The organism is Rhodococcus aerolatus (assembly GCF_054783215.1).
The window spans coordinates 183914-206207 of sequence record NZ_BAAGQZ010000004.1 but is presented as its reverse complement, the minus strand read 5'-3'; the positions used below and the strand labels follow the sequence as shown (position 1 = coordinate 206207).

The following is a 22294-nucleotide window of genomic DNA, read 5'->3' as shown; positions in this document are numbered from 1 at the left end:
CCCCGTCACCGGCTGAGGATAACGGGCCACCTTGCGCGATCAGGCGGAACGAGCACGACCCGGACCCGGCGGCGCCGGCACACCCGGCTAGGGCGCCGCGGTGACGGTGATCTCGCCGATCGAGCTCTCGTTGCCGCTGCCCCGCTTCGCCAGCGTCGTGATCCACACGATGACGTTGCTGGTCGGGTCGGCCGTGGTCACCGGGATGTCGGTGCGCCCCGCCTGCAGGGTCGCGGTGGCGAGCACCTGGGTGCTGGACAGCGGCGGGTTCAGCGACGGCGCGGTGCGGATCTCGACCACCGTGCCCGCGCTCGGGGAGTCGATGCTGACCAGCGTGGGCCGCGCCGGCTGCGCCAGCGTCACCTGCACGCCCAGGCCCTCCTTGAGCCCGTTGGGGCCGAAGGGCTGCTGGTAGTTGTCGCTCGACCACGTCGTGGCCTGGTCCCCGTCGATGGTGTTGCCGACCGAGGACGAGTTGTCCAGGTCGCCGCCCGGGGAGTAGACCGCGGCACCGGTCAGGGCGACGGGCGCGGCCGCGGCGGGCGCGGGCGCCGAGCTGGCCCCGGGTGCGGTGCTGCTGGGCTCGGACAGCGAGGGCAGCGGGGCGTTCTGCCCGGTGTCGAACAGGTTCGCGAACGACGAGCCGATGTAGCCGAGGATGACCACGGCGAGCACGGCGAGGACCACGAACGCGGCCACCAGCCGGCCGGACCGCTTGTGCGGCCGCGGCTCGTCGTCGGGGTCGGCCCCGTCGTCGTAGGGCACGCCGCCGGGCGGGGTCCGCTCGGCCTCGTAGCGCCGGGGCGGGCTGTAGGGCTCGTCGTCGCGCACGGCGGCGAACGTGTCGGTCTGCTGGTCGAGGACCGAGGCCTGCTCGAGGACGGTCTGCACGGCGGCGGCGGTCCGGATGCCGCTGGCGGGCTGCAGCGCCCGCACCGTCACCGCGGACAGCTCGAAGGGCACGGCCCCGCGCAGGCTGCGGGGGGCGGCGACCACGCCGTCGTTCTCCCGGGGGGCCAGCGCCATGCCGCCCACGGTGTGGCTGCCGGACTCCCCGCCCTCGGGCCGCAGCGGCCAACGGTTGGTCAGCAGGGCGTAGAGCGCGGCACCGAGCCCGGCGACGTCGCTCTGCTGCCCGGCGTCGGCGGTCACGGCGGGGAAGGCGAGCACGGCCTGGCCGGCGGTGCTGATGCGCACCCGGTCGGGGTGGTCGAGGCCGAGCGAGGCCCCGGCGCGGTGGGCGGACTCGGCGGCCGCGGCGAGGGCCTTGACCGCGCGGGCGGCGCCGACGGGGGACGGCTCGGTCTCGGCGACCTCGCGCAGCGAGCGGCCCTGGGTCCACTCGGCGACGACGATGCCGCCGGAGCTGCCCCGGACGACGTCGAGCACCCGGGCCAGGCCGGGGGAGTCGACGCGGCCCAACCGCAGCGTGCGGGAGAGCACGGCCTGCGGTCCCTCCTCGGCGGGGTCGGGCCGCTCGTCGAGGTGACCGGTCGGCTCGAGGGCCTTCTGCTCGGCGTCGACGAAGGTCAGGGCGACGTCGCGGTCCAGCATGGTGTCGCGGGCCTGCCAGAAGCGCAGGTCGCCGCTGCCGCCGTGCTCGGCGGTGAGCCGGTAGCGACCCCCCGCGACGGCGGCGCCGGGCACCAGCCGGGGGCCGCGGACGGGTCGGCGGCCGGGCAGCGGGGGCGACTGGCCGTCCGGCAGGGCGTGGCCCGGCCGGCCGGACCCGCTGCGGGCGGGGTCGTGCCGCCCGCCCGTCGTGCTGCCCGCGGTCCCGGCGTCGTCGTCCGTGGACCCCGTCGCGCTGCCCGGGGGGGTCGCCGGTGCGGCGGACCCGCTCTCGACGTCCACTCGCCCGTCCTCCCTGTCCACCGCTGCCGCACCGGGTGGGGTGCTGGTGCCGACCCCGCTCACGGGGTGGCGGGACCGACCCGGTCCCGCTGCGCCAGGGTACGGGAGCGGACCGGCGACGGGCGCCCGGACGGCGCCGCTGGGCAGCGGCACGCCCAGCGCGACGGCGTCGAGGACGGTCGTGGGCGCCTCGTCGAGGGCGAACCGCTCGGTCGGCGTGTCGGTCGGGGCACCACCGGGCGTGTCGCGGGTGGCGGGGCCGCCGACGGCGGGCCCCACCTGCTGCGGGTCGGGGGCACCCGGGCCGACGCCGGGGGCCACGCCGGGGCCCCCGGGCAGCACCGTGGTGGGGGCGTCGACGGCGGTGGCGGACCCCGGGTCGGCCGGTGGTGCGGCGGCCGGCCGGCGGGCCAGGCGGCGCAGCCGGGGCGCGAGCGCGGCGGTGATGCCGGCGAGCTCGGGCAGCCGCAGGCGGACCATGAGCCCGAACGCCACCCCCAGGACGATGAGGCCGTGCAGGGCCAGCTGGACCAGCGCGACCGGGCCGGTGAGCCCGCCCGACCCGATGCGGTCGATGACGAGGAACGACAGCACCGCGTCGACCACCACGCCCGCGAGGGTGGCGGCGACCACGAGCCCGGCGGTGCGCAGCACGCGGGCCAGGCCCAGCGGGCCCAGCAGCCGCCGCAGCCACAGCCCCCCCGCCAGCGCACCGACGACGAAGCTGGCCGAGTTCACCGCGGCCAGCCACTGCACGACCTGCAGGTCGTCCAGGCCCGGCGGGCGCCACACCGACAGCGGGATCTTGAAGGCCATCATCCCGACCATGAGCAGCGTCGGGGCCCACGCCTGGTTGCGCGCGTAGAACACCCGCAGCTGCAGCATGACCAGCGCGTAGGGCAGCAGGCCGAAGGCGGACGCGGCCAGGGTGGTGCCGAGGCGGGAGGCGTTGTCGGTGGTGGACGCGCCGTAGCTGAGCAGCGCCACGGCGAGCTGCACCCCGTGCAGGGTGAACAGCGTGATGATCGGCACGAGGGCCACCACCGAGAGCCGCGAGCCCAGCGAGAGGTCCTCGACCACCGCCACCTGGTCCTCCGCGGCGGCGGACCGGCTCAGCCGCGGCATGATCGCCGTGAGCAGCGAGACGACGATGATCCCGTAGGGCACCTGCAGCAGCACCCAGGCCAGGTTGTAGAGCACGAAGCCGCTGGCGTCGGCGTCGTTGGCCACCCGGGTGGTGACGGTGAGGCCGACCTGGCTGACCAGCACGTAGCCGATGACGGCGACGGCCATGCCGCCGAACTGGGCGAGCCTCGGGTCGAAGCCCAGCGCCGGCCGCAGGTCCACCCCGGCTCGGCGCAGCACCGGCACCATCCAGGCGGCCTGCACGACGATGCCCAGGGTGGTGCCGACGCCCAGCACCAGCAGCTTGGGGTTGGTCAGCGAGACGGGGTCGAGGCTCAGCTCGCCCGGGGTGAGCAGGTACAGGCCGAGGACCAGCAGCGAGACGACGTTGTTGAGCACCGGCGCCCAGGCGACCCGGCCGAAGACGCCGTGGGTGTTGAGGATCGCGCCGAACAGGGCGGACATCCCGTAGAAGAGGATCTGCGGCAGCAGCAGCAGCGCCCAGGTGGTGGTGAGCGAGGCGTTGGCCTTGGTGTCCGCGCCCAGGTACAGGCTGGTCAGCAGGGGTGCGGCCACCATGGAGACGACCGTGGCCAGCAGCAGCACCGCCGCCGAGAGGGTGAGCAGCTTGCGGGTGAACAGCCGGCCGCCGTCGGCGTCGTCGCGCTCCGCCCGCACCAGGGTGGGGACGACGATGCTGGCCAGCACGGCGCCGAGGACGAGCTCGGCGACGATGGTGGGCAGCGTGTTGGCGATGGAGAACGAGTTGTTCGCCGTGGCCAGGCCGAGCACGTAGGAGAGACCGGCGATCTTGAGGAAGCCGGTGACGCGGCTGATCAGGGTGGCCGTGGCCATGGACCCGGAGTCGCTGAGCAGCCGCGACTCGGTGCGGTCCTGCGGGGGCGGCGTCCGGCCGGGTCCCGACGGGCCGCCGTCGGCGGGGGTGCCCCCGTCGTCGGTGGCGGTCCTGGCGTGCCTGCCGGTCGGACTCCCCACGTCGCTCCGCTCGCTCATCGGGGCACCCGCCCCTCGTCCGCCCGGTCCGGCTGTCCCCGCAGACGATGCAGCAGCCGCCGCGCCACGAGCAACAGCAGCACGGCCGCCGCGGCGGCCACGACGGCGGCCGTGGCCGGGCCGTAGGCGGTGGACCGCACCTGCAGCCGCGTCGGCGTGCCCAGGGTCTCCCCGCTCGTGGTCACCAGGGACGCGTCGACCGCGAACTGGCCCACCCGCACCACCGTCGTCGGCACCTGCAGCGGCAGGTTGCTGCGCGCGGGCACCAGCGAGGTGTCGACGGGCCCGGTGTCGAGGCCGGGCGGCCCCGACAGACGCACCTTGACGGCCACGGCCACCGGCAGCTGGTTGCGGATCGTCAGCAGCAGCGGGCTGGTGCGGGAGGCAAGGGTGTAGGAGCCGCTGGGCGCGACGAGGGACACCTGGTCGCTCATGGCGGTCTCCGCGTCGGCCACGGCGTCGACCGACAGCGCCGGGGGCGCCCCGCCGGTGCTGGTGGCCCGCAGCAGCCCGTAGCGCAGCGGGGCCACCAGGGCGTCGGGGGTGACGCCCAGCTGGGGGTCCGTGGTGGCGGCCGCGGTGAAGCCGTCGACGGTGGCGGCGACCGCGGCCGCCCGGGTGACCGCGGCGGCGGGGACGTCGGAGGTGCCCGAGCCCGGCGCGGCGGCCGCGACCGCGGCCCCCGTGGTGGGCGGGGCGGCCCGGGCCGCGGTGACCAGGTCGGCCAGCGGGGCCGCGGTGGCCAGGCCCGCGGAGTAGAGCCGCAGCAGCGCGTCGAGCACCGCACCGGGCTCGTCCCCGGAGACCGCCCAGCGCTGCGGGGGGGCCACCACCACCGTCGTCGGCACGTCCGCCGCGTCGGCGCCCCGCGCCGTGGCGAGCGGGGCGAAGCTCAGCGCCCCCACGGCGTCCTGCAGCCGCAGCACCCGCTGGGCGTCGGGCACCCCGCTGCCGTCCCCTCCGGAGCTGCCCGTGGCCGCGAGCGCGGTGGCGACGGGGGGGTCGACGACGACGGCCGACAGGCCCGAGCCCAGGCCCACCGTGGACGTCGTGACGGGCAGGCCGGCGCCGTCGGCGGTGCTGACCGCGTCGGCGGAGAGCAGCGCGGTCGGCTGCCCCCCGGCGGCGAGCGCGGTCGCGGTGGCGGGGGCCAGCGTGCTGCCGGAGGGCCACGTGGTGCCGGTGGTCACGGGCGTGCCGAGCACCGCGGCCACGGTCTGCTCCGCGCCGGTGGTGGCCGTGCCCCGCAGGTCGGCCAGGCCCGCGCGGGTGAGCGCGTCGAGGTCGGTCTGCGCCCACGGGACCGCCTGCACGCAGTGGTCGCGGGCCACGCCGCGCAGCCGGTCCAGCCAGCTGGCCGCCGCGGGGCCCCCGGTGCCGGCGCGGACGCCGCCCGCGCCGTCGGACACCTGGTAGCCCGACACCATGGCCTGCGCGGTGACCAGCAGGTCCGGGTCGACGGCCAGGCACAGCGCCCGGTCCAGCGAGCCGGTGGGGTCGGCGGCGGGCGCGGTGCGGGTCTCGACGGCCGAGAGCAGGGTGTCGAGCCGGCCGCCGCGGCCGAACGAGGTGGCCAGGTCGTCGTCGGCGAGCGTGGGCACGCCGCCGACCGCGGGCAGCAGGCGGGGGGTGTCGGCCAGCGGCCACAGCACGGTGGTGCCGACGGGGCGGGGCGCCGGGGCCGCGGTGCCGGTGCTTGTGCCGCTGCCGCTGCCGCTGCCGGTGGCCGGGTCCGCGGGCAGCGACAGGACGGGCAGCAGGAAGGCCGCCTCGTCGAGCTTGGCGCGGTTGCCGAAGTCGGGCTGGCCGTTGACGTTGACCAGCAGCGGGTACGTGCCGGGGCCCGGGGTGGCCAGCCCGTCGTCCCCGGTGCCGGCCAGCTGCGCGGTGACCGTGAACGCGGACCGCTGGCCGGGGGCGAGCACGGTGGCGGCGGGGACGAAGCGGGTGACGGCGTCGAAGCTCTCCGGCGGGCTGCGCAGCGCCTCGCGCAGCCCGGACTCGGTGGTCACCGCCGGGGCGCGCTGCAGCCGGACCTCGAGGTCGCGGACCTCGCGGTCCCCGACGTTGACGAGCTCACCGCTCACCCGCACCGTCGTCGCGCTCGCGGTGACGGCGGCCGGGGTCTGCGAGGTGATGCGCAGCACGACGAACTGCGGGGAGCTCACCCCGGTCTGCGCGGCGGCGGTGGGCGCGAGCCCGGACAGCGACGCCGACGCCCCGAGCACGAGCAGGACGAGGGCCAGGACCGTCGCGCGGCGCGCTGCCCTCACCGGTGCGGGGCGCCGCCGGGCCCGGGTGGGCCCGCGGCGCCGGGCCCGCGGCCGAGCCCGGCGATGACGTCGGCCGCGGTGCGGACCAGGCGGCGCTCGTCGGCGTAGGCCAGCCGCTGGTCCATCTCCGGCAGCGGCACCCACGCGACCTCGGTGACCTCGACGTCCTCGTCGGACAGCTCGCCACCGTCGAAGCGCAGCAGGTAGTGGTGGACCGTCTTGTGCACGCGACGGCCCTCGGTGACGAACCAGTAGTCGATGCTGCCCAGCGGGGCGAGGACGGTGCCGACGATGCCGGTCTCCTCCTGCACCTCCCGCTCCGCGGCCTGCTCGGCGGTCTCCCCCGCCTCGAGGTGGCCCTTGGGCAGCGACCACAGCAGCCGGCCCCGCCGGTCGGTGCGCCCGATCAGGGCCGCGCTGCGCTGCTCGTGCGGCCCGTCGAGGCCGGCCACGACGAGCCCGCCCGCGGAGGTCTCGTCCACCGTGCGCATCCGGGGCTGCTCACCCCGGGAGCGCGAGCGCCGGCCCCGGCCGCGGCGGGCCGAGCCGCCCCCGGACCCGGTGGTCGCGCCCCGGGCACCGTCGCCGCCGCCCCGGGGGGACCGGTCGCCGGGATCGGCGGGGGTGGGGGCGGGCACCCGACCGATGGTAGTGCGGCCCCCGCCGGCCCGACCGTGACCGACGCGTGACCGGCGCCGTGGTGCGTCTCGGCGGTGGTCGGGCGCCCGGTGGCGGCTGGCTACGCTGGCCCACCGTGGCGCAGCAGACCGACGGGGGCGACGTGACCGCGGCTCCCGTCGCCGGGGCGGACGGGCGCCGCACCCGGCTGCTGGCGCAGGCGCAGGCCCAGCTGCAGACCCTGACCCCGGTGCTCGGCCCGCTCGCCGACCGGTTCGCCGCCGCCGGGCACGAGGTCTTCCTCGTCGGCGGCTCGGTGCGCGACGCCGTGCGCGGGCGCCTCGGCACCGACCTCGACCTCACCACCGACGCCCGCCCGGAGCAGGTGCAGGTGCTGCTGCGCGGCTGGGCCGACGCGCAGTGGGACACCGGCATCGCCTTCGGCACCGTCAGCGCGGCCAAGGACGGCCAGCAGGTGGAGATCACCACCTACCGGGCCGACGCCTACGACCGGGTCAGCCGCAACCCCGAGGTGGTCTACGGCGACTCCCTCGACGACGACCTGCTCCGGCGGGACTTCACCGTCAACGCCATGGCCGTCCGGCTCGGCGGCGCACCGGAGTTCCGCGACCCCCACGAGGGCCTCGACGCGCTGCTGGCCGGGGTGCTCGACACCCCGGCCACCCCGGAGGAGTCCTTCGCCGACGACCCGCTGCGGATGCTGCGCGCGGCCCGGTTCGTCTCCCAGCTGGGCTTCGACGTGGCCCCCCGGGTGCGGGCGGCGATGACGGCCATGGCCGGGGAGATCACCCGCATCACCCCGGAGCGGGTGCGCGGGGAGCTGGACAAGCTGCTGCTCGGCGAGCACCCCGGGGAGGGCGTCGACCTGCTGGTGACCACCGGCCTGGCCGAGCACGTGCTGCCCGAGGTGCCCGCCATGCGCCTGGAGATCGACGAGCACCACCAGCACAAGGACGTCTACGCCCACTCGCTGACCGTGCTGGCGCAGGCGATCGACCTCGAGGACGGCGACCCCGACCTGGTGCTGCGGTGGGCGGCGCTGCTGCACGACGTCGGCAAGCCCGCCACGCGGCGCCACGAGCCCGGCGGCGGGGTGAGCTTCCACCACCACGAGGTCGTCGGGGCCAAGCTCGCCCGCAAGCGGCTCAAGGCGCTGCGCCACTCCAAGCAGGTCGTCGACGACGTGGGCCAGCTGGTGTTCCTGCACCTGCGGTTCCACGGCTACGGCGGCGGCACGTGGACCGACTCCGCGGTGCGCCGCTACGTCACCGACGCCGGGCCGCTGCTGCCGCGGCTGCACAAGCTGGTGCGGGCCGACTCGACCACCCGCAACACCCGGCGCGCGGCCGCGCTGCAGGCCACCTACGACGACCTCGAGGCGCGCATCGCCGCGATCGCCGAGGCCGAGGACCTGGCCCGGGTGCGGCCGGACCTCGACGGCAACGCGATCATGGCGCTGCTCGACATCCCGCCCGGCCGCGACGTCGGACGCGCCTGGTCGTTCCTCAAGGAGCTCCGCCTGGACCGCGGCCCGCTGTCGCGCAAGGACGCCGAGCGCGAGCTCCTGACCTGGTGGGCGACCGCACGCCCGTCCTGACCTCGCTGCTCGCCGGTGCCCGCGGTGGTGGGACGCCTGCGCCCACCCGATCGTCGCCCGGGGGCCCGGGGTCGGTCGGGGCGCGATCCGGTGGGCGCAGGCGTCCCGGGGGCGGCCGTCGGGGTCGAGCGGGATCAGCGCAGCGCGGTGGCGACCGCGGCCAGGTGCTCGGGGCGCACGTCGAGGTGCGGGCTGAGCCGGAGCACGGCCGCGCGGGCCTCGAGCGGGGCACGGCCCGGGCCGGCGAAGGTGGTGACCACCCCGTCGTCGAGCAGCCGCGCCCGCAGCGCGGCCACGTCGTCGTCGGACCACCCCGTCGGCGGGGCCAGGGTCGTCGTCGCGGTCGGCTCGTCGTGGGGCTCGACGACGCGCCAGCCGCCCACCCCGTCCAGCTCTGCCCGCGTCCACGCACCGATCCTGGCCAGCCGTGCCCGGACCGCGGCCGGGCCCATCGCTCGGTGCTCGGCCACCGCCACCCCGAGCCCGAGGCGCCCCGCGACGAACGCCTCCGCCGCCTCGAGCTCGGCCACCGGCCGGTCCAGCCGCGCCGCGAACGCCGGGGCCACCGCCAGCACGCCGACCCCGCGCGGTCCGGCCAGCCACTTGCGGCTCGTCGCGTAGACCGCGTCCGCCCCCGTCGCGGCCAGGTCGAGCTGCCCCAGCGCCTGCGCGGCGTCGACCACCACGGCCACCCCGGCCGCCCGGCACGCGCCGACCACCGCGGCCGTGTCCTGCGCGACCCCGCGGTGCGACCCCACCGGGCACAGGTGCACCAGGTCGGGCGGGTCGGCGGTGAGCAGCTCGGCCAGGGCGGGCACGTCGACGTGGCCGACCTCGTCGCGCACCGGCATCGTCGCGACGGACCAGCCGAGGGAGCGCAGCAGCACCAGGTTGGGCCCGTACTCCCCCGGGCTCACCAGCACCCGCCCCCCGGCCGGGGTGCCCAGCGCGCGCAGCAGCACGGCGACCGCGTCGGCGGCGCTCGTCGGGAACACCACCTCCGGCGCGCCGAGCAGGCCCGCCAGGTCGGCGCGGACCCGGGCCAGCTCGTCGTCCACCCGGGCCGCGGCGACGTACCCGCCGAGCTCGGACTCCTCCCGCAGGTGCCGGGCCACCCGGGCCTGCACCGCGCGGGACGACCGGCCGGCGGCGGCGCTGTCGAGGTGGACGACGCGGGGCTCGGGTCGTCCCGCGGCCCAGGCCTCGCCGAGCTCGGGGTGGGGCAGCTCCATGGCCGCCGAGCCAAGCAGGCCCGGGGTCAGCGTGCCGCGGCGGGCCCCGCGGCCGGGGCCGGACCCGGCAGCACCGCGTCCGTGCGCGCGGGCCGCCCGCGGGTGAGCAGCAGGTGGGCGACGAGCCCGACGGCGTAGACGACGGCCGCGGCCACGACCAGCCCGAGGGAGCGGCCGTCGGTCGGGGCCAGCACGGCCGCGACCGACACCGCGGCCACGTAGGCGACGTTGAACAGGGCGTCCTGCAGCGCGAACACCTGGCCCAGGTGCACGTCGTCCACCTCGAGCTGCATGGCCGCGTCCGCGCACAGCTTCACGACCTGCCCGGCCACGGCCAGGACAAGCGCGGCCAGCAGCACCGGCGGCTGTCGGAAGGTGGTCACCAGCGCCAGCTCGACGACCACGGCGAGCGCGAGGGCCCCCGTCGTGGTGCGGCGGCGGCCGACCCGGCGCACCAGCCACGGCGTGAGCCCGGCCGCGGCCAGGAGGCCCGCCGCGGAGACGACGACGAACTGGCTGAACCCGGCGATGCCCCCGGGCAGCAGGCCGGCCCCGGTGAAGGTGTTCCGCACCAGCAGCAGGATGAGCAGGGTGTTGACGCCGAAGGCGGTGCGGTGCGCGCCGATGGCGACGAGCGCGCCCAGCACTCCGGGGGCGCGGGCGGCGGCCCGGGCGCCGTGCACCCACCCGCCGGCCACGGCCCCGACGGTCCCGGCGGACTCCCGCTCCCCGACCGGGCCGAGCGAGCCCACCGCGAACCCCCGCGCCAGCGCGGCGGCGAGCAGCGCGCCCACCGCGGCGGTGGCGACGACCACCCCGGAGCCGACGTCGCCCGCTCCGACGACGGCGCGCAGCCCCAGCGCGATCCCGGCGCCGACGACCGCGACCATGGCGCCGGCCGTCGAGGTGGCCGCGTTGACGGCGACGATCTGGCGGGGCTCGGCGACGTGCGGCAGCGACGCCGAGAGCCCGGAGAGCACGAAGCGGCTCACCCCCGCGACGGCCAGCGCCCCGACGAACAGGGCGGGCCCGGCCACGCTGAGCAGCAGCGCCACCGCGACCAGCACCACGAGCACGGCCTTGGCCACGTTGGCCAGCAGCAGCACGCGGCGCCGGTCCCACCGGTCGAGCAGGGCCCCGGCGAACGGGCCGACGAGCGAGTACGGCAGCAGCAGGACGGCCAGCCCGGCGGCCACGGCGAGCGGGTCGGACTGGCGCTCGGGGTTGAACAGCACGGCCCCGCCGAGCGCGGCCTGGAACACCCCGTCGGAGAGCTGGGCGCCGAAGCGCACGGCGAGCAGCCGGCCCAGGCCCGGGTTGGCCCGCAGCGCGGGCAGCACGGCCCGCAGGGTGGCCGTCCGCCCCCGCCCGCGCACCGCGCCCCCGCTCACGGCACGAGGGTACGGGCGCGGCGCGGCGGACCCGGGGTGACGGGGGCGGGGCCGGGGACGGCGTCGGGGACGGCTCAGATGGTGGCGACCGAGCCGGAGTCGACGCGGTAGTTCGAGCCGTTGACGAAGCTGGCCCGCTCCGAGCACAGGAACGCGACGACGGCGCCGACCTCGTCGGGCTGGCCGCGGCGCTTGAGCTCCATGAACGGGCGGTCCTCGTCGAGGAAGCTCTCGATGGCCTCGTCGACCGAGACGTCGAGCTGCTCGGCGCGCTTGCTCATCATCCTGTCCGTCATCGGGCTGGCGATGAAGGCCGGGGAGACGGCGTTGACCAGGATGCCCTCGGAGGCGTAGGTCTTCGACAGGCCCTTGACCAGGCTGAGCACGGCGGCCTTGGCGGCGCAGTAGGGCAGCTCGTCGGTGTAGGGCTGCACGGCGTCCTCGCTGGCCAGCAGCACGATGCGGCCCCAGCCCTTCTGGCGCATGCCGGGGATGAAGGCGCCGACGACGCGGACGACGGAGAAGAAGTCGATCTCCAGGGTGGAGCGCCAGCCCTCCATGTCGATCTCGTGGAAGAAGCCCTGCGCCCCGGTGATGCCGGCGGCGCCGACGAGGATGTCGGGCACGCCGATGGCGTCGGTGACGGCCTTCTTCAGCACGTCGACGCCGTCGTCGGAGGTGAGGTCGGCCGCCACGGTGGTGACGTCGCCGTCGAGGCCCTTGACGGCCTCGTCGAGCAGGTCCTGCTCGAGGTCGGTGAGCACGACGCGGACGCCGGCCTCCAGCAGGTACTTGGCGGTCTCGGCCCCGAGGCCGCCACCCCCGCCGGTGATGAGTGCGGTCTTGCCCTTGATGCCCAGGTCCACGGTGGTGCTCCTTCTGATCGGTGCGGTGCTGCCACGCTAGGGCGGTGGGGCGGATCCCGCTTCGTGCGGCGAGGGGCCGCGGAGTTCGTCATCATCGAGGTCATGACACGTTTCGGCTACACCCTGATGACCGAGCAGAGCCCGCCGAAGTCGTTGGTGCAGTACGCCATCGGTGCCGAGCGCGCCGGGTTCGACTTCGAGGTCTCCTCCGACCACTACTTCCCGTGGCTCGACGAGATGGGGCACGCGCCCTACGCCTGGACGGTGCTGGGCGCCGTCGCGCACGCCACCGAGCGCGTCGAGCTGATGACCTACGTCACCTGCCCGACGATCCGCTACCACCCCGCCGTGATCGCGCAGAAGGCCGCGACGCTGGGGATCCTCTCCGACGACCGCTTCATCCTGGGGCTGGGCTCCGGGGAGAACCTCAACGAGCACGTGGTGGGCGAGGGCTGGCCCGCGGTGGCCGCGCGGCAGGACATGCTGCAGGAGGCCGTGGAGATCATCCGCGAGCTGCACGAGGGCAACGGCCGCACCACCTACGACGGGGAGTACTTCCGCGTCGACTCGGCCAAGGTGTGGGACCTGCCGGACAGGAAGGTGCCGATCGGCCTGGCCGTCTCCGGGCCGCAGTCGATCAAGCGGTTCGCCCCGATGGGTGACCACCTCATCGCCGTGCAGCCCGACGGGGACGCGGTCTCCGGGTGGGACGAGCACCGCTCCGGCATGCCCGAGTCGCGCAAGATCGGCCAGATCCCCATCTGCTGGGGCAAGGACAAGGACGCCGCCGTGGCCCGGGCCCACGAGCTGTTCCGCTGGTTCGCCGGCGGCTGGGCCGTGAACGCCGACCTGCCGACGACGGAGGCGTTCGCCGCCGCGACCCAGTTCGTCCGGCACGAGGACGTGGCCGGGGCCATCGGCTGCGGGCCCGACCTCGACGAGCTGGCGCAGTCGGTGAAGCCGTTCCTGGACAACGGGTTCACCGACGTCGCGCTCGTGCAGATCGGGGACGAGAGCCAGGACGAGTTCCTCTCCGACGTCGCGCCCGCGCTGCTCGAGAAGCTGCGCGCGCTCTAGGCCCCGGACGTCCCCGGGGTCGCACGGCACCCCCGCCGCGCGACCCCGGGCCCGGCTCCTCGCGTTTCGCCCACGTCCCGCGCGACGCGGGCCCGGCTGCTCGCGTTCGCCCACTTCCCGCGCGGCCTGGACCCCGACGGGCGCACTTTTCGGTCTCGGCGGGGGTGGTCGAGCACCGACGGGCGCACTTTTCGGTCTCGGCGGGGGTGGTCGAGCCGCGCTGGGCGCACTCTGCGGGGTCAGGGCAGAGACCTGCGCCGGCGCAGCAGGGCCAGCACGACCAGCAGCGGGACGACGGCCTGCGCCCCGGCCAGCACCCGCTCGCTGAGCCCGAACACCGGCCCGCCCAGCGACAGCCCGAACCACACCAGTGCCGACGCCAGCAGCACCCCGGCCAGCCACGCGGCCCGTGCCCGGGGGAACGCCGCCACCACCCACGCCGTCAGCGCCACGAACCCCACGGTCGCGGCCGCGGTGTGCACCGTCGACGAGCCCTGCACCGGGAGCGGCGCCGCCGCCACCACGACCGTCGCCAGCCCGCCCACGGCCAGCACCACCCGACCCGCGACCCGGGCCGGTCGCAGCGCCAGCGCCGTCAGCACGTGGCACACCCCCAGCCCGGCCAGCCCGGCCGTCATCACCCACCGGTCGGCGGCGCCGCGCGCGGCGAGGTCGCTGATCGTGCCGCGGACGGCGTCGAACCCGCCCGGCTGCAGCGCCGCGCCGAGCTCCCACCCGCCGATGAGCAGGACCGGGGCGAGGGCCGCGCTGAGCAGCCCCCACCACCGGACGCTCAGCGGGGCCTGCGGCGCAGCGTGGCGTCGGACAGCGCGGGCGGGGTGTACCCGCCATCGGCCGCGTTCACCGTCGTCCCCGGCGCGACGATCTCGTCGATGCGGTCCAGCACCTCGGGGCTCAGCCGCACCTCGGCCGCCCCCAGCTGCGAGGTGAGCTGGTCCATGGTGCGCGGCCCGATGATCGCCGACGTCACCCCCGGGTGCTCCAGCACGAACGCCACGGCCAGGTGCACCAGCGGGATGCCGTGCTCGTCGGCCAGCGCCCCGAGCGCGTCCGCGGCGTCGAGCTTGGCCTGGTTCGCCGGGTCGGACAGGTCGTAGCGCGCGGGCATCCGGGCGGCGCGGCCGCTGGTGGGGGCGTCCGCGCCCTTGCGGAACTTGCCCGAGAGCCAGCCGCCGGCCAACGGGCTCCACGGCAGCACGCCCATGCCGTACCGCTGGGTGGTGGGCAGCACCTCGGCCTCGATGCCGCGGGCCAGGATGGAGTACGGCGGCTGCTCGGTGACGAACCGCTCCCGGCCGCGGCGCTCCGCCACCCACTGCGCCTCGACGATCTCGCTCGCCGGGAAGGTGGACGACCCGACGTAGCGGACCTTGCCCGCGCGCACCAGGTCGGAAAGCGCACCGAGGGTCTCGTCGATCGCGGTGCTCGGGTCGGGCCGGTGGATCTGGTACAGGTCGATCCAGTCGGTCTGCAGCCGTCGCAGGCTGTCCTCCACCTCGCGGACGATCCAGCGGCGCGAGTTGCCGCTGCGATTGGCGCCCTCCCCCATCTGGGCGTGGGCCTTGGTGGCCAGGACGACCTCGTCGCGACGCCCCAGCAGGGCCTTGCCGACGATCTCCTCGGACTCGCCCTGGCTGTAGACGTCGGCGGTGTCGACGAAGTTCAGCCCGGCGTCGAGCGCGGCGTGGATGATCCGCACCGAGTCGTCGTGGTCGGGGTTGCCCCAGGCGCCGAACATCATGGCCCCCAGGCAGAGCGGGCTGACCTGGACCCCCGTCGTGCCGAGCGTGCGGTTCTCCATCGTCGTCTCCTCGTCCCTCTCCCCGGCGTGTCCTCCCCACCTCCCACCTTCCTCGTCCCCGCGCCCGGTGGCGAACCGGCCCACGACCGGTTCGCGAGGTCCGTCCCCCGAGGGGCTTTGGTCCCGTCGGACTCGTTGCGACGCAGCACGTCTCGTTCGTCGTCAGGCCACCTCCCGGCCACCTCGCCGTGGTTGCCTGCCGCCACCCGAACCCCGTGGAGGACCTGTGAGACGCACCCGTGCCCTGACCGCTGCCACCGTCGCCGCCGCCGCGGTGGGTCTGCTCCTCGTCCCCGGCTCCGCGGGGGCCGACCCGGTGAAGCTGCCCTACGGCGGGCCCTACGAGGTGGGGCTGTTCGGCGACATGCCCTACGGCGACCTCGGCCGCGCGCAGTACCCCGCGGTGCTCGCGGACATGAACGCCCACCCCCTGGCGTTCTCGCTGTTCGACGGCGACATGAAGAACGGCAGCGAGCCCTGCTACGCCGCGTTCGACGGGTCCGCGCAGGCGGCGGGCAAGCCCGACGTCTACCTCGCCGAGCGCGACGCGTTCTCCACCCTGCGCGCCCCCGTCATCGCGACCCCCGGGGACAACGAGTGGACGGACTGCGACCGCCCCGCGACCAAGGGCCCGACGTTCGACGCGAACGGCCGGCTGGCCTACGAGCGTCAGGTGTTCTTCTCGTCGGGCCGCAGCCAGGGCCGCGTCCAGGTGCCGCTGACCCAGCAGAGCGCGCAGTACCCGGAGAACCAGGCCGGCGTCGTCGGGCCCGTCGTCTACGCGACCGTGAACGTGCCGGGCAGCGACAACAACTTCGCGGTGTCCCCCGTCGACGGGGACGTCGCCGAGGCGCAGGCCGAGTACGCGGCCCGCAACCCGGCCAACCTGGCGTGGATCAACGCCGCCTTCGACACCGCCGAGAAGCAGGGCTCCAAGGGGGTGGTGCTGACGATCCAGGCCGACATGTTCCCGTCGACCAACGGCGGCGCCCCGTCGTCGCACTTCGCCGACACCATCCGGACCATCGCGAAGCGCGGCGCGGCCTTCGGCGGGCAGGTGCTGCTGGTCAACGGGGACAGCCACTCGTTCCTGCAGGACAAGCCGTTCTCCGACGACGCGGGCAACGTCATCCAGAACATCACCCGCGTCACGACGTTCGGCTCGGCGCAGGACCACTGGGTGTCGATGACCGTGAACCCGAACGACCCGCAGGTGTTCACGGTCCACCAGCACGTCGTCGCCGCGAACGTCCCGGCGTACACCTTCAGCAGCTGACCGCATCGCGCGGGCGCGATGTCGTCCCACGTCCCCGTGGCGTGCATCGAGCCCGCGCGATGCGGGGGGCGGGCGTCAGGCCAGGACCGACTCCGGGGTGACGGCGTCTATCCCCAGCGCCTCGCCCACGGCGGCGGAGGTCAGCGACCCGGCGTGCGTGGCGAGCCCGGCGGCGAGGCCGGCGTCGGCCCGCAGCGCGTCGCGCCAGCCGCGCTGCGCCAGCGCCCGCACGTAGGGGAACGTGGCGTTGGTCAGCGCGTGGGTCGAGGTGTTGGGCACCGCGCCGGGCATGTTGGCCACGCAGTAGAACAGCGCGTCGTGCACCCGGTAGGTGGGCTCGTGGTGCGTGGTCGGGCGGGTGTCGGCGAAGCAGCCGCCCTGGTCGACGGCGATGTCGACGAGCACCGCGCCGGGCCTCATCCGGGACACCAGCTCGTTGCTGACCAGCGTCGGCGCCTTGGCCCCGGGCACCAGCACCGCGCCGATGACGAGGTCGGCCCCGAGGACGGCCTGCTCGAGGTTGTGGGTGTTGGAGTACACCGTGCGCACCGCGCCGCGGTAGGTCTCGTCGACCTGGCGGAGCTTGTCGACGTCGCGGTCGAGCACGGTCACGTGGGCGCGCATCCCGGCGGCGACGGCCACGGCCTCCTGCCCGGACACCCCCGCGCCGATGACGACGACCTCGGCCGCGGGCGCCCCCGGCACCCCGCCCATGAGGACGCCGCGCCCGCCGGCCGGCGACATCAGGTGGTACGCGCCGACCTGGGGGGCGATCCGTCCGGCGACCTCGCTCATCGGGGCCAGCAGCGGCAGCGCGCGGCCCCGGGTCACCGTCTCGTAGGCGATCGCGGTGGTGCCCGCGTCGAGCAGCGCCCGGGTGCACGGCTCGGACGCGGCCAGGTGCAGGTAGGTGAACAGCGTCAGGTCGCGGCGCAGGTGGTGGTACTCGGAGGCGACGGGCTCCTTGACCTTGAGCAGCAGCTCGGCCTCGCCCCAGGTCTGCTCGGCGTCGGGGAGCACGGTCGCGCCGGCGGCGGTGTACTCGGCGTCGGGGAAGGCGGATCCGCCCCCCGCGTCGTGCTCGACGAGCACCTGGTGCCCGGCCCCGACGAGCTCGTGCGCCCCGCCCGGGGTGAGCGCCACCCGGCCCTCGCTGTCCTTGACCTCGCGCGGCACGGCGATCCTCATCAGTGGGCTCCCCTCGTTGTGGTGCGTCCAGCGTGGAGGACGTTCTGTCGACGGGGAACAGACCGGCAGATCATTCTCTGCAGGCCAGGCTGGCCGCATAACCTGCGGCGGTGACCTCTGCCCGCGCCGGCGCACCGCAGGATCTTCGGCCCGGTGTCGACGCCGTCGACCGTGCGCTGCTGCGGCTGCTGGCCCGCGACGCCCGCACCACGAACCAGGCCCTGGCCGACGCGGTCGGCATCGCCCCGTCCACCTGCCTGGCCCGGGTGCGGGCGCTGCGGGAGCGGGGCGTGGTCCGCGGCTTCCACGCCGACGTCGACCCCGCCGCGGTGGGGCTGCCGCTGCAGGCGATGATCTCGCTGCGGCTGCACTCCGACGCCCGCGACCGCATGGAGCAGCTCTCCAACCGGCTGACCGCGCTGCCCTCGCTGCGCGAGGTGTTCTTCGTCGCCGGCGAGGACGACTACCTGCTCCACGTGGCCGTCGCCGACTCCGCCGCCCTCCGCGACCTGGTGACCACGCTCAACGCCCTGCCGGAGGTGGCCGGCACCAACACGAGCCTCATCTTCGAGCACCGCAGCCTGTTCCCCGGCTGACCCCGCTCACCCGGGCGAGGTCACGAAACGGGCAGGAAAGGGTCACGACCCCGGGCGGGTCTCACCGAGGTGGGAGACGGTGGAGCCATGGCCCCACGACGCGCGAACCGCCCCAGCCGCCCCACCCGCACCGCCACCGCGGGGCTGGCGGGGCTGGCCGCGGTGCTGCTGGCGGGGTGCTCCGGCGACCCGGCGCCGCTGCCGCAGACCCTGCCGACGGGCACCCTCGTCACCGCGGCCCCGGCCGCCACCTCGTCCTCGGCCGGCACCCCGATGACCACCACCCCGGCCCCGACGACGACCCCGGCCCCGACCACGCAGCCCCCCGCGACGACGACGGCCACGCCGGCGCCCGCCCCCGTCACCCCCGACCCGCCGCAGGCCGTGGCCGCGCCGGGCGCGTGCACCACGGGCACCCTGCGGGCCTCGCTCGGCGCGTCGAGCGCCAGCGCCGGGCACACCTCGACCGCGCTGGTCCTCACCAACACCGGTGCCGCGAGCTGCACCACGGCGGGCTTCCCGGGCGTCTCCTACGTCGCGGGCGACGACGGCCACCAGGTGGGTGACGCCGCGGCCCGCACCGGCAGCTCGAACGGCACGGTCACCCTGGCCCCGGGGCAGAGCGCGTCGGCGCTGGTCCGGTTCACCGACGTGCGGCTCTACCCGGCCGGGGAGTGCGAGCCGACCCCGGTCCGCGGGCTGCGGGTGTACCCGCCCGACGACTACGACGCGCTCTACGTGCCGGCGCCGGGCACCGGGTGCGCCGGCGGAGGCATCACCCAGCTGGAGGTGCAGGCCCTCGTCGCGGGCTCGACCGGCGGGCGGTAGCGGCTCAGCCGGCCAGCGAGCCGCCGAAGATCTGCCAGGCCAGCGCGGACTTCGCCACCAGGCTGAGCACGAGGTAGACCTTCTCGCCGAAGGCGTAGCTGCGCCAGCGGCCGACCTCGCGGTACTGCAGGTACTGGTTGAGCGCGAAGCTGGAGAAGAACACGAACAGCGAGACGATGATCCCGTAGACGAAGCCCGGGACGTTCTCGGACACCGAGCCGATGTTGACCACGATCGCGATCCAGGGCGCGGCCCCGGCGACGACGCCGAACCAGAACGGCAGCATGGTCGTCCGCGTCCGGCCCGGCGGGTTCATCGCCTCCTGCAGCCAGCCGAACAGGATCATCGCCACGTTGGCCCCGGCGACGGCGATGATCGACGACGTGCTCGTGATGCCGTTGTAGAACCCGATCAGGATGATCATCACGGTGGCGCTGACCGAGTACTCCAGCCACCGGAACCGGTTGATCCCGCGGCGCAGGTCGGCCTCGTAGCGGCCGCGCAGCACCGTCGACGTCAGGCCGTGGTCCACTGCGGCCAGCAGCAGGAACACCGCGACCGCGACGCCCACGGGCACGTCGAACAGCGGCTGAGGGGCGGGTGCGGGGGTGCCGGGCGGTCCGGCGGGGAACTGCCCGACGACGGTGATGGCGAAGCTGCCCGCGAGCAGCAGCACGGCGACGGCCTGGGCGGCGTGCAGCACGGTCAGCGCCAGGTTCCAGCGGCGCAGCCCGGTCAGGGCGGCGTCGTCGACCCCGGTGGCCGTGGTGGGACGGTCGGGTGCGGTGCTGGTCACGGCGCCGAGGATAGGACGGCTGCCCGGCTCGTGCCCCGTCGGGCGAGGTGTCGGGTTCGGTCGCTGCGGGGCCGTGCGGGGTGGCAGGCTGCCCCGATGACGAGCCTGCCGAGCCTGCGCCCGTGACGGGCCCCCGTCGCTCCGCGGCCGTCCGCCGCCCGGTGCTGCTGCTCGCGTTCGCGTTCACCGTGATGGCCGACCCGGTCAGCTCGGTGGCCTACGCGATCGAGGCGGCGCTGCGGGCCCTCGACGGGGACCTCGGGCTGATCGTGCCGACGATGGGCCTCGTCGTCGCCATCATCGCGGTGATCGTGCTGAGCTACCAGCAGATCGTCGCCCGCTACCCGCACGGCGGCGGGGCGGCCGCGGCCACCTCGGAGGCGTTCGGCGAGGCGTGGTCGTTCGTCCCCCTCGGTGCGCTCGTCGTCGACTTCGTCATCACCATCGCCATCAGCTCGGCCGCCGGGGCGTCGGCCGTCATCGCGTTCCTGCCCTCGCTCGCCCCGCTGCGGCTGGTGCTGGCCGTGGGGATCGCCGTCGTCGTCGGGCTGGTCACCCTGCTGGGCCACCTGGGGCGCACCGTCTTCGCCACCATGACGCTCGCGTTCGTGGCCCTGACCCTGCTCGTCCTGGTGCTCGCGCTGAGCGGCGACGGGCAGGCCGCGGGCGAGACCGCGACCACCACGACCTCGCCGGCGGTGGTGGCCGTCGCGCTGGCGTTCCCGGTCGCGATGGCGCTGGCCACCGGGGTCGAGGCGCCCGCGTCGGCCATCGCGGAGCTCGGCGAGCTCGACGACGACGGCCGGCGCTCCTTCGGGGCGATCACGCTGTGGCTCACCCTCGGGGTGGTCGGCACCCTCACCGTCGGGCTGGCGGTGGCGGCGCGGCACCTCGGGGCGGGCATCCCCGAGGAGGGCACGACCATGGTCGCCGAGATCGCGCAGGCCGCGGCCGGGCCGGGGCTGTTCACCGTGTTCCAGGTGGTGACGGCGCTGCTGCTGCTCGCCGCGGCCGCCTCGAGCTACCAGGCGGGCCCGGGCCTGCTGGCCGCGCTGGCCCGGCGCACCGAGGACGACGGCGCCCAGTCGGGCGTGCTGCCCCCGAGGCTGGGCCGGACGAACGCCCGGCACGCCCCGACGCTCGGCGTCATCGCCTTCACGGTCGCGGCGGCACTGGTCACGGCCGCGGCGGGCGGGCAGGAGCAGACGCTGGTGCTGTTCTACGCGGTCAGCGTGTTCCTCAGCTTCGTGATGGGGCTGCTGGCCATGGCGAAGCTGTCCCACGCCGACGGCCGGACGGGCCGGGTGGTGCTCAACCTCGGGGGTGCGGTGGTGGTCGCGTTCACCCTGGTGGTGAACCTGGCCCGGGTGACGCCGATCGTCAGCCTCGTCGCCTCGCTGGTGGTGGCCGCGGCGATGTACGCCTCGTGGGCGCGGGCCGGCCGCCCCCGCACCGTGGCCGCGCAGAGCTGAGTGCCCGTGCGCTGTGAACGGAACCTCGCGCGCTGGCTGCCGTTGTCCCACACGTGACCCGACCCCCTGCCCCAGGACCGCTCGCCGGCCTGCTCGTCGCCGACTTCTCCCGCATCCTCGCCGGGCCCTACGCCACGATGCTGCTGGCCGACCTGGGCGCGGACGTCGTCAAGGTGGAGAGCCCGGCCGGCGACGACACCCGCACCTGGGCGCCCCCGCTGCGCGACGGGGTCTCGACCTACTACCTGGGCATCAACCGGGGCAAGCGCTCGGTGGCCCTCGACCTCACCGACGCCCGCGACGCCGCGGCCGCCCGCGAGCTCGCCCGCCGCGCCGACGTCGTGGTGGAGAACTTCAAGCCCGGCGGCCTGGCCCGCTTCGGCCTGGCCTACGCCGACGTGGCCGCCACCAACCCCGGGGTGGTCTACGCGTCCATCAGCGGGTTCGGCAGCACCGGCGACGGCGCGGCGCTGCCCGGCTACGACCTGCTGGTGCAGGCGGTCTCGGGCCTGATGAGCCTCACCGGCGAGGCCGAGGGGGACCCGTTCCGCTCGGGCGTGGCCGTCTTCGACGTCATGGCCGGGCTGCACGCCGTGATGGGCATCCAGGCCGCGCTGCGGGTGCGCGACGCCACGGGCGCGGGCCAGCACGTCGAGGTCTCGCTGCTGGCCTCTGCGCTCTCGGGGATGGTGAACCAGACCAGCGCAGTGGTCGCCGGGGACGTGGTGCCCCACCGGATGGGCAACGCCCACCCCAGCCTGTTCCCGTACGAGCCGCTGGCCTGCGCCGACGGCGACCTCGTCGTGTGCTGCGGCAACAACGGGCAGTTCCGCCGGTTCGTCGCGGCGCTGGGGACGCCCGAGCTGGCCGACGACGAGCGCTTCGCCCGCAACGAGGACCGGACCGTGCACCGCGACGCGCTGCGGCCGCTGCTGCTCGACCGGCTCGCCACCCGCGGCGTGCAGGACTGGTTCACCGCGCTCACCGACGCCGGGGTGCCGTGCGGGCCGGTCGGCAGCGTGGCCGAGGGGGTGGCGCTCGCCGACCGGCTGGGCCTCGACCCCGTCGTCACGGTCGGGGAGGGCGGGCGTGCGCTGCCCGTGGCCCGGCACCCGGTGACCTTCTCCACCACCCCCGCGGCGTACCGGCTGCCGCCGCCGACCCTCGACGAGCACGGCGACGACCTCCGCGCCTGGCTCGCGGCTCCCCAGGGCGACTAGCGGGCTTCCCGCCCCCGGCGGGCGGTCT

General features: G+C 75.9%; 16 protein-coding genes and 1 pseudogene. 7 read left to right on the top strand and 10 right to left on the bottom strand.

Features of this window, described 5'->3' with window-relative positions; all coding sequences use genetic code 11:
* Nucleotides 1–87: 87 nt before the first annotated feature.
* From ACYVOF_RS02595 to ACYVOF_RS02585, 3 genes and pseudogenes are all read right to left on the bottom strand, one after another.
* Nucleotides 88–3993 carry a lipid II flippase MurJ gene (locus ACYVOF_RS02595; RefSeq protein WP_460863944.1) on the bottom strand — a complete coding sequence of 1302 codons (3906 nt, stop codon included), beginning with the start codon at nucleotides 3991–3993 and terminating at the stop codon, nucleotides 88–90.
* Nucleotides 3990–6266: a DUF6049 family protein gene (locus tag ACYVOF_RS02590; protein WP_460863943.1), complete on the bottom strand. Its 2277-nt coding sequence runs from the start codon at nucleotides 6264–6266 to the stop codon at nucleotides 3990–3992. The genes ACYVOF_RS02595 and ACYVOF_RS02590 overlap by 4 nt, the downstream gene beginning before the upstream one ends.
* Nucleotides 6266–6913: pseudogene (locus ACYVOF_RS02585) on the bottom strand (NUDIX hydrolase); the annotation flags it as partial. The gene ACYVOF_RS02590 and the pseudogene ACYVOF_RS02585, both read right to left, overlap by 1 nt.
* Before the next feature lie 107 nt (nucleotides 6914–7020).
* On the opposite strand from ACYVOF_RS02585, the gene ACYVOF_RS02580 reads away from it, so the two are divergent.
* Complete coding sequence (locus ACYVOF_RS02580; protein ID WP_460863942.1) at nucleotides 7021–8502, top strand: CCA tRNA nucleotidyltransferase; 1482 nt, start codon at nucleotides 7021–7023, stop codon at nucleotides 8500–8502.
* 134 nt (nucleotides 8503–8636) lie between these two features.
* Here ACYVOF_RS02580 and ACYVOF_RS02575 read toward each other — a convergent pair whose 3' ends face one another.
* From ACYVOF_RS02575 to ACYVOF_RS02565, 3 genes are all read right to left on the bottom strand, one after another.
* The gene (locus ACYVOF_RS02575) at nucleotides 8637–9734 is read right to left on the bottom strand and encodes an aminotransferase class V-fold PLP-dependent enzyme (protein WP_460863941.1); all 1098 of its coding nucleotides are present in this window, start codon (nucleotides 9732–9734) and stop codon (nucleotides 8637–8639) included.
* A gap of 26 nt (nucleotides 9735–9760) precedes the next feature.
* Nucleotides 9761–11110: an MFS transporter gene (locus tag ACYVOF_RS02570; protein WP_460864096.1), complete on the bottom strand. Its 1350-nt coding sequence runs from the start codon at nucleotides 11108–11110 to the stop codon at nucleotides 9761–9763.
* An 89-nt stretch (nucleotides 11111–11199) separates the two neighbouring features.
* Nucleotides 11200–11991, bottom strand: coding sequence for an SDR family NAD(P)-dependent oxidoreductase (locus ACYVOF_RS02565; protein ID WP_460863940.1), 792 nt, complete (start codon nucleotides 11989–11991; stop codon nucleotides 11200–11202).
* A 102-nt stretch (nucleotides 11992–12093) separates the two neighbouring features.
* Between ACYVOF_RS02565 and ACYVOF_RS02560 the strand changes: the two genes are divergently transcribed.
* Nucleotides 12094–13068: a TIGR03557 family F420-dependent LLM class oxidoreductase gene (locus ACYVOF_RS02560; RefSeq protein ID WP_460864095.1), complete on the top strand. Its 975-nt coding sequence runs from the start codon at nucleotides 12094–12096 to the stop codon at nucleotides 13066–13068.
* Between the two features lie 239 nt (nucleotides 13069–13307).
* On the opposite strand, the gene ACYVOF_RS02555 is transcribed toward ACYVOF_RS02560, so the two are convergent.
* The gene (locus ACYVOF_RS02555; RefSeq protein ID WP_460864094.1) at nucleotides 13308–13817 is read right to left on the bottom strand and encodes a DUF998 domain-containing protein; all 510 of its coding nucleotides are present in this window, start codon (nucleotides 13815–13817) and stop codon (nucleotides 13308–13310) included.
* A 44-nt stretch (nucleotides 13818–13861) separates the two neighbouring features.
* The gene (locus tag ACYVOF_RS02550) at nucleotides 13862–14890 is read right to left on the bottom strand and encodes an aldo/keto reductase (protein WP_460863939.1); all 1029 of its coding nucleotides are present in this window, start codon (nucleotides 14888–14890) and stop codon (nucleotides 13862–13864) included.
* A gap of 226 nt (nucleotides 14891–15116) precedes the next feature.
* Here ACYVOF_RS02550 and ACYVOF_RS02545 point away from each other — a divergent pair, with 226 nt between their 5' ends.
* Nucleotides 15117–16166 (top strand): hypothetical protein, encoded by a 1050-nt coding sequence (locus tag ACYVOF_RS02545; protein ID WP_460863938.1) that lies wholly within the window; start codon nucleotides 15117–15119, stop codon nucleotides 16164–16166.
* 75 nt (nucleotides 16167–16241) lie between these two features.
* Here ACYVOF_RS02545 and ald read toward each other — a convergent pair whose 3' ends face one another.
* Nucleotides 16242–17354 (bottom strand): alanine dehydrogenase, encoded by a 1113-nt coding sequence (gene ald / locus ACYVOF_RS02540; RefSeq protein WP_460863937.1) that lies wholly within the window; start codon nucleotides 17352–17354, stop codon nucleotides 16242–16244.
* A gap of 110 nt (nucleotides 17355–17464) precedes the next feature.
* Here ald and ACYVOF_RS02535 point away from each other — a divergent pair, with 110 nt between their 5' ends.
* Nucleotides 17465–17950: an Lrp/AsnC family transcriptional regulator gene (locus tag ACYVOF_RS02535; RefSeq protein ID WP_460863936.1), complete on the top strand. Its 486-nt coding sequence runs from the start codon at nucleotides 17465–17467 to the stop codon at nucleotides 17948–17950.
* An 87-nt stretch (nucleotides 17951–18037) separates the two neighbouring features.
* On the top strand, nucleotides 18038–18778 hold the full coding sequence (locus ACYVOF_RS02530) for a DUF4232 domain-containing protein (RefSeq protein ID WP_460863935.1): 741 nt from the start codon (nucleotides 18038–18040) through the stop codon (nucleotides 18776–18778).
* Nucleotides 18779–18782: 4 nt separating this feature from the next.
* Here ACYVOF_RS02530 and heR read toward each other — a convergent pair whose 3' ends face one another.
* A complete protein-coding gene (heR, locus tag ACYVOF_RS02525) occupies nucleotides 18783–19574 on the bottom strand; it encodes a heliorhodopsin HeR (RefSeq protein WP_460863934.1) in 792 nt (263 codons plus the stop codon).
* Between the two features lie 122 nt (nucleotides 19575–19696).
* Here heR and ACYVOF_RS02520 point away from each other — a divergent pair, with 122 nt between their 5' ends.
* A complete protein-coding gene (locus ACYVOF_RS02520) occupies nucleotides 19697–21046 on the top strand; it encodes an amino acid permease (RefSeq protein ID WP_460863933.1) in 1350 nt (449 codons plus the stop codon).
* A gap of 53 nt (nucleotides 21047–21099) precedes the next feature.
* The gene (locus ACYVOF_RS02515; protein ID WP_460863932.1) at nucleotides 21100–22266 is read left to right on the top strand and encodes a CaiB/BaiF CoA transferase family protein; all 1167 of its coding nucleotides are present in this window, start codon (nucleotides 21100–21102) and stop codon (nucleotides 22264–22266) included.
* Nucleotides 22267–22294 lie beyond the last annotated feature (28 nt).

Excerpts from the sequence above, each read along its gene's own strand:
- ACYVOF_RS02575 (WP_460863941.1), bottom strand. The coding sequence starts at position 9,734 with ATGGAGCTGCCCCACCCCGAGCTCGGCGAGGCCTGGGCCGCGGGACGA.
- ald (WP_460863937.1), bottom strand. The coding sequence starts at position 17,354 with ATGAGGATCGCCGTGCCGCGCGAGGTCAAGGACAGCGAGGGCCGGGTG.
- ACYVOF_RS02560 (WP_460864095.1), top strand. The coding sequence starts at position 12,094 with ATGACACGTTTCGGCTACACCCTGATGACCGAGCAGAGCCCGCCGAAG.
- ACYVOF_RS02595 (WP_460863944.1), bottom strand. The coding sequence starts at position 3,993 with ATGAGCGAGCGGAGCGACGTGGGGAGTCCGACCGGCAGGCACGCCAGG.
- ACYVOF_RS02550 (WP_460863939.1), bottom strand. The coding sequence starts at position 14,890 with ATGGAGAACCGCACGCTCGGCACGACGGGGGTCCAGGTCAGCCCGCTC.
- ACYVOF_RS02530 (WP_460863935.1), top strand. The coding sequence starts at position 18,038 with ATGGCCCCACGACGCGCGAACCGCCCCAGCCGCCCCACCCGCACCGCC.